This is a genomic window from Clostridium sp. (assembly GCF_036569345.1).
Lineage (GTDB): Bacteria > Bacillota > Clostridia > Clostridiales > Clostridiaceae > Clostridium_AD.
This window is the reverse complement of the sequence record NZ_DATCQT010000055.1, coordinates 85,549-99,736: the sequence shown is the minus strand read 5'-3', so window position 1 is coordinate 99,736 and position 14,188 is coordinate 85,549. Positions and strand designations below refer to the sequence as shown.

The following is a 14,188-nucleotide window of genomic DNA, read 5'->3' as shown; positions in this document are numbered from 1 at the left end:
TGTTTTTTGCCTCAATTCATGTATCATTATGCAAATGATATATTTTTGTAGTATAAAATATTAATTATTTCTAATGCTATAGTTATAAGGAGATGATAAGTTTGGACAAAAAAAGACTTGGAGAAATACTGGAGTCTTATGGTATTATAAATGTTACATATAAAAATAATCCTGTTTGGCTTGAAAGTATTAGTACTGATAAAGATGGAGTAATACAAGTAAGAGATTTGAAAGCAGATAAACTTATGTTAGTAGATATTGAGGACTTAAAAGAATGAATTATACTAGCAGGTGCCACTAAAAATGAATTGTAGAAAGCTTAGCATAAATGCTAGGCTTTATTCATTTTGTGACGCAAGAGCTGTTTTTATAGGAGAGGGAACCGTTGGTGCACTTGGTGTAGTAATATTGATTAGGTTGTGGTTTATAGCAAAGAAACAGGGAAGAGAACGATTGATAAGTAACTAATAAAAGACCAATTGAGTGAAGTTTTGTGTATATTTATATATTGACCAAGAAGTGAAAATTTTATTACGGAATAATTAATTAGAATTTTTGAATATTTTTTTATTAATATTTTGTTGGTATATTTCTACCCAATTATCCAAATGATAAAAGAAATTAACAAAAAAATATAAATAAAATAAGGGTGGCGAAAACATGAAAAAAGCAAAAACTGCTTCAATATTAATTATTGGAATTTTATCTATTCTGGTAGTTAGTGCTTGTAATTCTATGAAATCACCTACTACTGTGAAATCACCGACAAATAAAATTATTGAAAAAAGCACAAGTTCAAAAACTGTCAAAATTGACCCAACGGTAGCAATGGAAACATTTTATTCTAAAACGCTTAAGACATTAGTTACTGCTAAGAAAATAACACAAAAACAGTCTGATAAAGTAATTGTAGCATTAACAAATAATATATCACAAAATGCTGGAACAGCTAATCAAAGTTCCGCTAAAACACATGCTGGCACAGGAACAACACCGCGTACATTTCCGACAAAGCAAACAGAAACAGTAAATGAAACACCAGTTACTGATAATGGATTAACTCCATTAGTAACAAATGGAGTAATTACACAAGAACAAGCTAATATGATAAATCAAAAAATTCAAGAAGATATGACAAAAACTAAATAGTAACCTAAATACAAATTAAGGCATCCAAAGAGGTGTCTTTTTTATTTTTCTCAATATTATATTTAGGGAGGGAAGTATATTCTTTTTAGAAAAAATTAAAATTTTGAAGGATTATAGATACATTTGTGGAAATTATAACTAATATTACTAATGTTTTACTTAATTTAGAAACGTAGGAAAGATTGAATCTACATAGTAAAAAAAGTGAATTGGGGGGAATACCGTATGAATGATAGTTTTTACAAACAGTTAATTGAAGAGTCACAAACAGGATATGCATATTACAAAATAATATGTGATGAATACGGTATTGCTTGTGATTATGAATTTATTGAAGTCAATTCCATCTTTGAAGAACTTACCGGATTAAAGAATTCTAATATAGTTGGCAGAAGGGTTACTGAAATTCTACCACGGATAAGAACTTCTGAATTTGATTGGATTCATTTTTATGGAGATATTGCAATTAATGGTGTTAAAAAAGAATTTGAGCATTTTTCACAAATGTTAAATAAGTGGTACAGGGTAAAAGCATATTCTCCAGAAAAGAATCGTTTTGTAACACATTTTATTGACATAAGCGATCAAAAGCAGGCAGAGGAGATGAGGCAATCAAAAACAGCTTTCTTTAACGCACTTACAAATGCATCATTCGATGGAATACTGGTAGTAAACGAGAATCAGAAAAGGATTCTTACCAATCGTAGAATGTTTGAGATGTTTAATGTTCCTCAATATATTATAGATGACGAAGATGATACCTTGATGTTTAAGCATGTTATAAGTTTGACCAAAGACCCTGAGAAATTCTTAGAAAGGGTCAGAGGTCTCTATAATGACATTAATAATACTAGTCATGACGTGATTGAATTCAAGAACGGGATGGTTCTAGATAGATATTCCGCTCCTATTTTGGACAAGAAAGGGAAATATTATGGTAGGATTTGGACATTCCACGACATAACTGAACGCAGAAACTTACAAAAGGCTCTTTCAAATGAGAAGAAGCTTTTAGAAATAACACTCCTATCAGTGGTAGATGGAGTGATTTCTACCGATAATAAGGGTAACATCATGTTTTTGAATAGAGTTACGGAGCTCTTGACTGGTTGGACGCAAGAATCAGCAAGAGGAAAATCCATTGAAGAAGTATTTAATATTGTTAATGAGTTTACACGAGAGAAGGATGAAAATATAGTGAGAAAAGTACTTGAAAGCGGTAAGGTACTTGAATTTGCTAACCATACAATATTGATTTCTAAAGATGGTATTGAAAGAGCTATTGAAAATAGTGCCGCACCTATTGTGAAGGAAAACGGAGAAATTGTTGGCGTAGTATTAGTATTCAAAGATGTTACAGATAAAAGAGAAAGACAAAAGGAAATTTTATATTTAAGCTATCATGATCAGCTAACAGGTCTATATAACCGCAGATTTTATGAAGAAGAGATAAAGAGACTTAATATTGGAAAAAACATACCATTGACTATTGTTATGGGTGATGTAAACGGGTTAAAGCTTATCAATGATTCATTCGGGCATGTTATGGGTGATGAGCTTCTTAAGAAAGTGTCAGAAGTTATAAGAGCGGGATGCCGAGCAGGTGATGTTATTGCAAGGCTAGGTGGGGATGAATTTGTTGCTATATTACCTAAAACTGATGCTTTAGAAGCAGAGCAAATCATTAAACGTATAACTGATTTGACATTAAGTGAAAAAGTAGGTCTCATCGATATTTCTATATCCTTTGGGTATGAAACCAAGAATAATGCGGAAGAAAAAATTGAAGAGATATTAAAGAAAGTTGAAGATAATATGTATAAGAAAAAACTATTTGAAAGAAGTATGAGAGGAAAAACAATCAAAGCTATAATAAGCACTCTTCATGAAAAAAATAAAAGGGAAGAGCAACACTCCCATAGAGTTTCAGAACTGTGTAAAAGCATGGGAGAAGCCCTTGGCTTAGCAGAAAAAGATATTCAAGAACTTAAAACAGTTGGGTTACTTCATGACATAGGGAAAATAGCAATTGATGAAAATATACTAAATAAACCAGGTAAACTTGCAAATGATGAATGGGAAAAAATTAAGCGTCATCCAGAAATAGGCTTTAGAATACTTAATACAGTTGATGATATGTCTGATATGGCGAACTACGTGTTGAATCACCATGAAAGATGGGATGGGAAAGGATATCCAAAAGGTTTAAAAGGGGATGAGATACCATTTATTTCAAGGATAATAACTATCGTGGATGCCTATGATGCAATGACAAGTGATAGAAGTTATAGAAGTGCTCTATCAGATGAAATTGCAATAGGGGAATTAAAAAAGAATGCAGGGAGCCAATTTGATACTGAATTGGTAAATGTATTTATTGAAAAAGTAGTAAAATCGGATTGAACTATGTTGTAATAAATATTAGTTAAGCATTATATCACCTTTTGGACAAGTATTGACATCCCTAAAATTTTTATCTATTATATAAATAATAGAATACGATACAAAGGTGTCATTTAATGTTTCTAGTAAAAGGAGAGTTTAATTATGAAAGTATTGTACTTTACAGGGACAGGAAACAGTTTGTATGTGGCAAAGAAACTTGGAGGCGAATATTACTCCATTCCTAAGTTAATAAAAGAAGGCAGATATGAATTTGAAGATGAAAAAATTGGAATTGTATTTCCATGTTATTATGGTGGTGTTCCTAAAATAGTTGAAGAATTTTTAAATAAAGCGATATTAAAAAGTGAATATATTTTCAGCGTAACAACCTATGGATTTATTTCTGGGGCAACAACAAAACACCTTTTAGAAATTGGTAAGAGAAATGGAATTGATTTTTCTTATATTGATGAAATAGTTATGGTTGACAATTTCCTTCTTGGGTTTGATATGAAGAAGCAAGTACAAAGTCAACCTAAGAAAAACATAGAAGAAAACTTGGCGAGCATAATTAAAGATATTGAAGATGGTAGGAAATATATTATGAAACAGTCTGTTTTTTTAGGATTATCAAGATTTATAGGAAAAAAAATATACAACTATCATTTTCAAAAGAATTTCTACGTAGAAAACAATTGTAATGGATGCAAGGTGTGTGAAAAAGTCTGTCCTGTAGATAATATAAAAGTAGATAAGAAGCCTGTTTTTAAGGATAATTGTCAACAGTGTTTGGCATGCATTCATAATTGTCCACAGAGGGCGATAAGGCATAAAAAGGAAAAAAGTAAGGCAAGATTTATTAATGAAAATATTGAACTTAAGGAAATAATTGATGCCAATAATTAGTCCATACTTTAAGGATTCTCATATTGATTTTTTACAGAATGGAAGAATATAGGGGGATACTCAACATTATGAATGATAAAAAGCAATGTAACATCAAAATATTAAAAAATGGACCATATATAGTCACTGGGTATGTCCCTTTGTCCGAAAAGATAATAGTTTCTAAAGGTAAATTAAATAAATTTAGGGAAGGACGTAAATTACCACAGGCTGAAGTATATGCACTGTGTCGTTGTGGTAAATCAAAAAATGCACCATTTTGTGATGTTTCCCATAGTTTTAATGGAATTGAAGAGGCATTAATAACAAAGTATGAAGACCGAGCTAAACTGATTGAGGGGCCTGAGCTTGATCTTTTTGATGATTATCGCTGCTCCCTTGCCGGTTTCTGCCATAGAGGGGATGGAGATGCATGGGGGCTAACAGAAAACTCAGATAATCCAAAATCCAGAGAAGAGGCAATTTTGGCGGCCTCTGAGTGTCCATCAGGAAGATTAGTTGCATATACTAAAACAGGAAACGCGATTGAACCTAAATATGAACCTTCCATTGAAATTCTTCAGGATCTTGAAAAAGAAGCCAGTGGTCCAATTTTTGTTAAAGGCAATATTCCCATTGAATCTACAGATGGATCTAAATATGAAATAAGAAATAGAGTAACTCTTTGTCGTTGTGGAAACTCAAAAAATATGCCTTTTTGCGATGCAACACATATTTCAATAAAATTCTCTGATAAGTAAGAGAGTTACCATCTAAAATAATAACTCCATTAAAAATGCTACTATAGATATTATAGTAGCATCTTTAGTGGAGTTTTTTTAAATATAAATTTTTGGAAATCAAATATAGATATGGATATAAATGTTAAATAATAAAAGTACTAATTGCAATAGTACAGAATATGATAATAGTTGAATAGTTTTAAATTGAGGAGTGGTAAAGTTGGCTATTATAGATGTCATAAAATTTAATGGCATAATAAAACGAGATTGGTTAGTTTATCGCTATCCAGGGGATAGCTTTGTCTTTGGTACACAGCTTATTGTGGGTGAGGGTCAAATTGCGGTTTTTGTCAAAGGTGGAAAGGCCTTGGATTATTTTTCAGCAGGAACTTATACTCTTAGTTCTCAGAATATTCCGATTCTAAAGTCTTTAATTAATATTCCTTTTGGAGGAAGAACTCCTTTTACAGCAGAAGTGATTTTCATAAATAAAACTGCGAAGTTAGATGTTCTATGGGGAACCACAGACCCCATTAGTTTAATTGATCCTAAATATTCTGTAAGACTTAGAGTGCGCGCTTTCGGCCAATTTGGTATTAAAATTTCTGATTATCGTGTTTTTTTAACAGAGCTAATAGGAGCTTTGGGGGATAATCAAATTGTAAAATTTGATATAGTACTTAAATATTTCAAGGGTGTAATCGTAACAAAGGTTAAAACTATTCTTGCAGATATAATTATTAATCAGAAAATTTCTGTGTTAGAAATAACCCCTAGGTTAGAGGAGATTTCTATGGTTACAAAAGAGCGTCTTGAAACAGAATTTGATCGATTTGGAATAGATATTGTTAATTTTTATATATCTTCAGTAAATTTCCCGGACGAAGATTTTGCTATTGTAAATAAAATACTTGGAGAAAAAGCTGCTTTTGATATTATTGGTGATAATCGTTACAATGTTAAAAGATCTTTTGATGTTATGCAAACTGCTGCTGGTAATGAGGGCGGGGGGAATTTGGCTACTGCAGGTATTGGAATGGGTCTGGGAGCTGCAGCCGGAATAGCCGTGGGAAATAATTTTGCAAATAGTGCGGGTAGTGTTATTAATACACCAGCTAAAACATTATCTTGCATTAAATGTGGAGAATTGAATGCACAGGGAGTTAAATTCTGTTCTAATTGTGGAGAAAAACTAGTAACTGCAAGAATTGAGTGTTATTCCTGTAAAACCTTAGTCAATGATAATATGAAATTTTGCCCTAATTGCGGATGTTCAATATTAAAAAAAATATGTTCGAGCTGTCATGCAGAGAATTTACCAGGAACTAAGTTTTGCTCTGAATGCGGTAATAAATTGGAGGGTTAATAATGAATAGTAATAAACTTTCATCTATTAATATGTTGAAAATTTTAGGATGTTTTGCTTTTGATATTGCATTAATATTAGGCTTTTTAAAAACATTTGGTTTATTTCTTATTATTGCCCCGGGTAAATCTGTCTTAATACTTATTGTTTTACTTCTAGGACTTTTGATTCTTAATGTTGTAGTTGTTTTTTCAGATATGTTATTTATAAGTATAGGAATACCATATTCAGCAGTTACTGTAACATTAGCTGTATTGTATGTTATTGTATCTAATATTCTTTCTATTTTTTTAATTCCAGGAAGTATTATTTGGTATATAGTTTGGCAATTAATTATTTTTGCGGTCTTCATTCTTATATTTGCAGTAATTGTAGCATTTATAAATGCTGCAGCCAAGGATATTGTAAAAGTTGAAAATGAACAAGCTGATAAAACTTCTATTATGTTACAACTGATGGAAATTGAAGATGCATTTATCGCAAAAGAAGATCAAGAAGCCCTTCTGCATTGCCTTAATCTATTTAAAGCTTTGAAGGAACGCATTCATGCTTCAACACCTTTTGGGAGAATTGTTGGTAATAGTGTTGTTTTAAAAGCAGAAAATCAAATTAATAATAATCTAGTATCTATGAAAATAAGTCTTAAAGAAAATTTAACTAATGAAAATTTAGTTGAATTGCAAAAATTAATTGAAGATTCGCTAAGACTTGTTATTTATAGGGAAACCTTAAATATTAAATAGTCTTTAAAAATATATCAAATCATAGATATATAACAAACTTAAAAATAAGGAGAGATTTAAATGAGTGAGAATAAATGTTTATCTTGTGGTGCGTCAATTGATCTAAATGCAACAGAATGTAAATACTGTGGGGAAGCAACGTCTGTCCAGTCGCCACAGGGGCAAGTACCACAATATCAGGCACCCCAGTTCCAAGAACCACAAGCATCACCTATGTATACTCCCACTGGTGCTCCAGCCAAATATAAAAGTAAAACTACCGCTGGAATACTTGGTATTTTACTTGGAGGTCTTGGAATACACAAATTCTACATGGGAAGAATTGGAATGGGGATTCTCTATATAGTTTTTTGTTGGACTTATATACCAGCTTTACTTGGTGTAATTGAAGGAGTTATTTATCTAACAGCAAGCGATGAAAAGTTTTATAACAATTATGTCAAGCATTAAGTGTTAGGCTAAGTTGTATTTTTACGTTGAAGTTTAAAAATAAGTAGTCTTAACAATAAAATCGCACTAATATTTTAGTGCGATTTTATTGTTATATTTCTTGAATATTTCAATACCTCATTAGGATGCCTAAAGATAATGATTTTAAATTATCCAAAATCTAATTTAAAAATGGATGTCATATGATAATATAGAAGAATGTAAATGTTGTATATTAAAGATTAAGTGAAAAAAGCAACAACCTAAATAAAATCGGACAAAACAAAGCACATAAACACAGGAAACCATGCTTTAAATTTTATATAATTATGTTGAAAGGAGATGGGAAATTTGGGGACTATTAAATTACTAAATAACGTTATTGATTATATTGAAAGTAATCTGTATACAACACTTGATATAGATGAGATATCAAAGGTTGCATATTCATCACGATATCATTTTCAACGTCTTTTTTATGCATTAACGGAATTAACTGTAACTGAGTATATAAGAAATCGTAGACTTAGTCTTGCTGCAGAAGAGCTGGCTGCAACAAATAAAAAAGTGATTGATGTAGCATTAAAATACGGGTACGAAAGTCCCGAAGCCTTTACTAAAGCTTTTAAAAGGCTTCATGGAATAACACCATCAGCTTTAAAAAAGCTTGATGTAAAAATCAAAGCTTTCCCAAAAATCTCTTTTCAAATATCAATAAAAGGAGCATGTGAAATGAGTTATAGGATAGTAGAAAAGGAAGCTTTTAAAGTTTTTGGTGTTGGATTTGTAACAAGTACAGTTAATAATGTCATCTATAAGGAAATACCTGAATTTGTTAATAGAATATTCGAAGATGGAACACATGATAGGATTAATAAATTATTAGGAAATACTATAGGTACATTATTAGATGGGTTTCATTATGATTTTAATGAAGATGGAACAAGAAAATATATGATGGGATATGAAAAACCAGAAATTGAAGTGCCAGATGAATTTACAACGTTGCAGATACCGAAACTTACATGGGCAGTTTTTGAAGGTCATGGAGTTATGCCAGATAATTTAATTATACAAGATATATGGAAAACTATATATTCAGAATGGTTTTCTTCATCAGGATTTGAACAGGTGGAAGGTCCATGTCTCGAAAAAAACTTTTGGAATGATGAAAATTGCGTTGAATATAAATGTGAGGTATGGATTCCTGTAAGAATAAAAGCAAATGAGATCTAATTTAAAAAGAGGTGTCTTATGCATTTATAAGATACCTCTTAAATTCTTATTAAATTTAACAAGAATTTAATTCACATTAATAACAACATTTAGTAATCCACTGAAATTACTGGCTTGCGTAGAGTTAAGTTTTAGTTAAAATTCTGACAAATCAAATTAAATTTAATAATCTTTTTAATAATATACATATTTGTGCACAACGTGATATCATGAAGTATCTAGGTTATAACTTATTATAAATATAGAAAAGCAAATTACAAAAGGGGGATGAAAACAATGTCAGAATGTATATTTTGTAATGTTAAAGAATCGGAAATAATAGTTGAAAATAGGTACGCTTTTGCAATACTTGATCATTTCCCAGTAAATAATGGTCATTGCTTAATTATAACTAAAAGACATTTTGCTGATTTTTTTGAGGCAACCGAGGAAGAAATTAAAGCAATATATAAATTAATGCACGAGGTAAAAGAAATGTTTGATATTCAATATGAGCCAAACGGATACAATATAGGTATAAATGTAGGGACTTATGCTGGACAAACCATAAATCATTTACATGTGCATTTGATTCCTAGATATATTGGTGATGTGGATGATCCAAAGGGTGGAATAAGAAATTTTAAACAATCAATGGTTGAGTATGATTAAAAAATTGAGAACTTCTATTTTATTTAAATATATCGAGCAATTAATATTTAGATACAAAGATGAAGATTTGCCTTCAATGAGCGCACAAATTACATATTATTTAATATTATCCTTTTTTCCTTTTTTACTTTTTTTAATTAACTTGCTGAGCTTTACGCCTCTTTCAAATGAAATATTGATTACAAACTTTAATTCGTTTCTTCCTAAGGATACAGGGATTTTAGTGAAGAATGTGATTGTGCAGACTTTGCAGGTTAAAAGTACAACTCTTTTAATTTTAGGTATGATAGGAAGTCTTTGGGCAGCTTCACAAGGAATGGCAGCTATTACAAAAGGTCTTAATAAAGCCTACGGTATAGAGGAAAACCGAAGTTTTATTAAACGTAATTTAATAGCTATTATTTCAACCATTGGGATAACAATTATGATAATACTTTCATTTATTATGATAGTATTTGGAAAAACTATAGGAACTTATGTCTTTGGGTTAGTAGGAGCAAAGTCTTTGTTTAGTATTGTCTGGTCATTTTTAAGATATGCGATACCACTTACCGTAATGATTATTACATTTTCTTTAATATATGTGTATGTGCCTAATAGGAAATTAAAATTTAATAATGTTATATTAGGTACTATTTTTACAACAGTTGGGTGGGTAACTGCATCTGTGTTATTTTCTTTTTATGTAAATAATTTTGGAAATTATGAAAAGGTTTATGGAAGTTTAGGCGGAGTTATAGCTTTAATAAGTTGGTTATACATTAGCACCTTAATAATTCTCATTGGGGGTGAACTAAATTCTATTAATAGCTATTTTAAAAACAAAGAAAGTAATAAAAAATATGACTCTATTAAATTAAATATTCCCTTCCTTTAACTAGAAACAGTCATATCATAATTTGATATGACTGTATATTTTATTTGCCTTCCCAATATTCTTCTGCTACAGTTTCCATTTCTTCAAGTCTAGTATAGTAGTCAGGAAATTCATTCAAATGTGCAAGTGCAATTTTGCCTGTAACTAATGGATCATTATCTGTAACATTTGTATGTAGAGATATGCTACCATGTTCCAGCTCAACGTTCAGTCCCATTCTAAATTGTTCTATATTAAATTTGCTCCAATTTACTCCAAGGTTTTCACCAATTTCCTTAGCTTGTTCAGACATAAATATCTTTTTTTCTAACATAAAATCACCCTCCGTTAAAATTTAGAATATTTTCTTTTCAATATATCATTTTCACCAAAAAAATTCAATATTTTTAGACAAATTATTTTGTTTTACAAAGGTTTTATGATAATTTAAACGTTTATGGTATTTGTTTTGTAGAAAATATATGAATATTCATTATTTTCTTGCATATTTAGATAAAAACGGTGTAAAATTAAAGTAGAATATTTCCAAGAAATTTATTTTGGGAGATATATAAGTTTGAATTAGATATAAGAATAGAAAGGGAGAGATATTATGACAAGCAATACTTTTAGTGGACCTGAAATGTTTAAAATCGCTATTCTAATGGAAGATGAAGGTTACAATTTTTATATGAATGCAGCTAAGAATACAAAAGGAAAAGCTATGGAATTTTTATTAGTCGCTGCTGGTCAAGAATTTATTCATAGAGAGAAATTTCAAAAGCTTTTTGATGAATTAAGAACCAATAAGGAAACAGATTCTGAATATCTATTTGATCCAGAAGTATCTAAATATTTGAGTAACTTAATAGAAAATCAAGTTTTTAATAAAGAAGAAAAGCCAAAAAACGTGTTCACAGATTTAAAGTCAACACTAGCTTATGCACTCAAAACGGAAGAGCTTACAATAGTCGTTTATACAAAAATGTATGAGAGTATAACTGAAAAGGATGTTACAGAAATATTATCTAGTATACTTGAAGAGGAAAAGGCTCATGCAGCATATTTTTCAAAATTACTTCAGGAAATAGTAGCTTAGTTCGTATTGGTTATACCCTTCTGTTTTATAATTTCAAACAAAAAATGCCACCCGATATGGGTGGCATTTTTTGAGCTTTTATAGGATGCAATAAGTCTTTTAATAGATTTATAGCACTCTATGAAAGAATATATGCTAAAATTAACTAATAGGATTAATTATCTTTTGATTGGAGAGCTTAATATGTGTATAAACGAAGATTTTCTACTAACAATTTTAGAAACCAGTGATATTCATGGAAATATATTGCCTATAAATTATTCGGATAATTCCGTTGCAAACTGCGGTCTTGCAGCTTTATCCACTATAATTGCTGCACAGAGAGAAATAAATCAGAATACCTTACTTATAGATAATGGGGATATGCTTCAAGGGTCGGCACTATCATATTTTCATGCTAAAATAAATAATAGTATGCCAAATCCAATGATTGAAGTTATGAATCTTATGGGATATGATGCTGCTGTAATGGGCAATCATGAATTTAATTACGGTAGGGCATATTTAGATAATGCTATTAAAACTTCAAATTTTCCATGGCTATGTGCTAATATAACAAATAAAACTACAGGGGAAAATTTTATTAATAAACCATATATTATAAAAACCTTTGATAATGGCTTAAAAGTAGGTATTTTAGGATTAACAACTAAATATATTCCTAACTGGGAGAATCCTGAGACAATTCAAGATTTAAATTTTAATGACGCTGTAGAGAGTGCAAACCAGTGGCTTGAAATAATGAAAAAACAAGAATCTACGGATGTAAATATAGTGTCCTACCATGGTGGATTTGAAAGAGATTTAGAAACTGGCAAACCCTCAGAAGCGCTTACAGGAGAAAATCAAGGCTATGAGTTATGCATGAAAGTAAAAAATATGGATGTACTTTTAACTGGGCATCAACATAGAGTAATAGAAAATTTATCGCTAAATGGTGTTTTAGTTGTGCAACCAGGTTATAACGGCAAATGTCTTGGAAAAGTCACCATCGAACTTACTAAAAGCTCTAGCAAATGGGTTATAACTAACAAAAAGTCCATAACTATTAATGCTAATGCCAATGATGTGGATAAAAAGGTTTTGGATTCTATAAGTAATATAGAAACGAAGGCACAAGCATGGCTTGATACTCCTATTGGAAATATAGAAGGTGACATGATTATTAGAGATCCATTTAAGGCAAGGCTTAAAGACAATGCTTACACTGAGTTTATAAATAAAATTCAAATGGATGCAGCAAAGGTTGATATATCCAATGTAGCTATTTTTGATAACCACTGCAAGGGATTTGAGCATAATGTTACTATGAGAGATATTATATCAAATTACAAATACCCAAACACCCTAAAGGTAATAAGCTTAAAGGGTGCTGATATTAAAGCAGCTCTAGAAAAAACTGCAGAATATTTTTGTATAGTTAATAGCGGAATAGAGGTAAACATGGCTGGTATTTATTCTAAACTTAAACATTATAATTATGATATGTGGGAGGGAATAGATTACATTATAGATATTTCAAAACCCATAAACTCAAGAATTACGAAAATTACTTATAAAAACCATCCTCTTAAAATGGAGGAGGACTATGCTGTTGTAATGAATAATTACAGAGCAGGTGGTGGTGGTAATTATTTAATGTATAAGGGAAAACCTGTCCTTAAAGATATACCCATAGATATGGCTGAACTTATTGCAAATTACATACTTGAAAGAAAAACTGTTAAAGCAACAGTGAATGAAAATTGGAAAGTTATATACTAGGTAGTATTACATAAAGACTTAAAGAGAGTTAAGGAAGGAGAAATTATGGAAGACAATAAAATTACACCTAAATCAATAGATGAATATATTTTAAATTTTCCTCCTGAGATTCAGGGAATTCTTAAAAAGTTAAGAAAAGTTATAAAAGAGTCGGCGCCAGATGCACAGGAAAAGATAAGTTATCAAATGCCTACTTTTGTATTACATGGAAATCTGGTGCATTTTGCTGCTTTTAAAAATCATATTGGACTTTATCCAACACCTAGTGGGACGGATTCATTTAAACTTGAAATAGCAGAATATAAAAGTGGAAAAGGATCAATACAGTTTCCTTTAGATAAGCCAATTCCTTATGAATTAATAAGGAAGATAGTTGAATTTAGAGTTATCGAGAATATAAAAAAAGCGGAAGATAAATTGAAAAAGAAAGGATGAGAAATAAATCTTCAACTCTTTCTAGATCAAAGATATCCGTTGCTATTTGTTCAATAAACTACATAATAATTAGCCAATAAACTAATTTTCAATTGCTCTTTTAAAATAATGCCAACACCAATTAGAATTAACAAATTCCCATCCTTGTTGCCCATACTCGTTCATTACTTTTGTTGTTTGTTCACCATTTCCAGCTATAAACACACATTTATATTCATACTTTATCACAGAAACACCTTCCTTTTTTATAATGATTTTATTTTATACTAATGTAAATATTGAGTAGGTTACCAGTGATAGAATTAATTGTCCTTTTGTAATTTGTTTGTACTTTCGCATTTTTACCTCTACAATCAATCTTATTTTTATTATAGTGTTACAAGGTCAACATTTAACTTATGTATGCCTTAAATTGCATGATTAACTATATTATACAGCAAATTTTCA

The 14,188-nt window shown here is 30.4% G+C and carries 17 protein-coding genes; 15 read left to right on the top strand and 2 right to left on the bottom strand.

The genetic code is table 11. From position 1 onward, the window contains the following. Positions 1-92: 92 nt before the first annotated feature. The 12 genes from VIM70_RS05630 to VIM70_RS05575 all read left to right on the top strand — a co-directional run bounded on the left by VIM70_RS05630 (position 93) and on the right by VIM70_RS05575 (position 10,464). The gene (locus tag VIM70_RS05630; protein ID WP_331944757.1) at positions 93-278 is read left to right on the top strand and encodes an H-type small acid-soluble spore protein; all 186 of its coding nucleotides are present in this window, start codon (positions 93-95) and stop codon (positions 276-278) included. Between the two features lie 25 nt (positions 279-303). Next, positions 304-468: a hypothetical protein gene (locus VIM70_RS05625; protein ID WP_331944756.1), complete on the top strand. Its 165-nt coding sequence runs from the start codon at positions 304-306 to the stop codon at positions 466-468. Between the two features lie 192 nt (positions 469-660). Further along, a complete protein-coding gene (locus VIM70_RS05620; RefSeq protein ID WP_331944755.1) occupies positions 661-1,149 on the top strand; it encodes a hypothetical protein in 489 nt (162 codons plus the stop codon). Positions 1,150-1,374: 225 nt separating this feature from the next. Continuing rightward, the gene (locus VIM70_RS05615; RefSeq protein WP_331944754.1) at positions 1,375-3,552 is read left to right on the top strand and encodes an HD domain-containing phosphohydrolase; all 2,178 of its coding nucleotides are present in this window, start codon (positions 1,375-1,377) and stop codon (positions 3,550-3,552) included. Between the two features lie 144 nt (positions 3,553-3,696). After that, the gene (locus VIM70_RS05610; protein WP_331944753.1) at positions 3,697-4,440 is read left to right on the top strand and encodes an EFR1 family ferrodoxin; all 744 of its coding nucleotides are present in this window, start codon (positions 3,697-3,699) and stop codon (positions 4,438-4,440) included. Positions 4,441-4,508: 68 nt separating this feature from the next. Beyond that, positions 4,509-5,180: a CDGSH iron-sulfur domain-containing protein gene (locus tag VIM70_RS05605; RefSeq protein WP_331944752.1), complete on the top strand. Its 672-nt coding sequence runs from the start codon at positions 4,509-4,511 to the stop codon at positions 5,178-5,180. A 202-nt stretch (positions 5,181-5,382) separates the two neighbouring features. Beyond that, the gene (locus VIM70_RS05600) at positions 5,383-6,528 is read left to right on the top strand and encodes an SPFH domain-containing protein (RefSeq protein WP_331944751.1); all 1,146 of its coding nucleotides are present in this window, start codon (positions 5,383-5,385) and stop codon (positions 6,526-6,528) included. Positions 6,529-6,530: 2 nt separating this feature from the next. Next, positions 6,531-7,271, top strand: coding sequence for a hypothetical protein (locus VIM70_RS05595; RefSeq protein ID WP_331944750.1), 741 nt, complete (start codon positions 6,531-6,533; stop codon positions 7,269-7,271). Positions 7,272-7,331: 60 nt separating this feature from the next. Then, a complete protein-coding gene (locus VIM70_RS05590; RefSeq protein ID WP_331944749.1) occupies positions 7,332-7,721 on the top strand; it encodes a TM2 domain-containing protein in 390 nt (129 codons plus the stop codon). Between the two features lie 330 nt (positions 7,722-8,051). Beyond that, positions 8,052-8,936: an AraC family transcriptional regulator gene (locus tag VIM70_RS05585; protein ID WP_331944748.1), complete on the top strand. Its 885-nt coding sequence runs from the start codon at positions 8,052-8,054 to the stop codon at positions 8,934-8,936. Between the two features lie 225 nt (positions 8,937-9,161). After that, positions 9,162-9,587 (top strand): HIT family protein, encoded by a 426-nt coding sequence (locus VIM70_RS05580; RefSeq protein WP_331944809.1) that lies wholly within the window; start codon positions 9,162-9,164, stop codon positions 9,585-9,587. Then, positions 9,580-10,464 carry a YihY/virulence factor BrkB family protein gene (locus VIM70_RS05575; protein WP_331944747.1) on the top strand — a complete coding sequence of 295 codons (885 nt, stop codon included), beginning with the start codon at positions 9,580-9,582 and terminating at the stop codon, positions 10,462-10,464. Before VIM70_RS05580 ends, VIM70_RS05575 begins: the two co-directional genes overlap by 8 nt. A gap of 40 nt (positions 10,465-10,504) precedes the next feature. Here the strand turns inward: VIM70_RS05575 and VIM70_RS05570 are convergent, their stop codons facing one another. Continuing rightward, on the bottom strand, positions 10,505-10,777 hold the full coding sequence (locus tag VIM70_RS05570; protein WP_331944746.1) for a DUF5661 family protein: 273 nt from the start codon (positions 10,775-10,777) through the stop codon (positions 10,505-10,507). Between the two features lie 279 nt (positions 10,778-11,056). On the opposite strand from VIM70_RS05570, the gene VIM70_RS05565 reads away from it, so the two are divergent. The 3 genes from VIM70_RS05565 to VIM70_RS05555 all read left to right on the top strand — a co-directional run bounded on the left by VIM70_RS05565 (position 11,057) and on the right by VIM70_RS05555 (position 13,741). Continuing rightward, positions 11,057-11,542: a ferritin family protein gene (locus VIM70_RS05565; protein ID WP_331944745.1), complete on the top strand. Its 486-nt coding sequence runs from the start codon at positions 11,057-11,059 to the stop codon at positions 11,540-11,542. Positions 11,543-11,725: 183 nt separating this feature from the next. Continuing rightward, entirely contained in the window at positions 11,726-13,306 is a 1,581-nt protein-coding gene (locus VIM70_RS05560; protein ID WP_331944744.1) for a bifunctional UDP-sugar hydrolase/5'-nucleotidase, read from the top strand. Positions 13,307-13,351: 45 nt separating this feature from the next. Further along, positions 13,352-13,741 carry an iron chaperone gene (locus tag VIM70_RS05555; RefSeq protein ID WP_331944743.1) on the top strand — a complete coding sequence of 130 codons (390 nt, stop codon included), beginning with the start codon at positions 13,352-13,354 and terminating at the stop codon, positions 13,739-13,741. An 81-nt stretch (positions 13,742-13,822) separates the two neighbouring features. On the opposite strand, the gene VIM70_RS05550 is transcribed toward VIM70_RS05555, so the two are convergent. Continuing rightward, positions 13,823-13,969: a DUF4177 domain-containing protein gene (locus VIM70_RS05550; protein WP_331944742.1), complete on the bottom strand. Its 147-nt coding sequence runs from the start codon at positions 13,967-13,969 to the stop codon at positions 13,823-13,825. Positions 13,970-14,188: the final 219 nt, after the last annotated feature.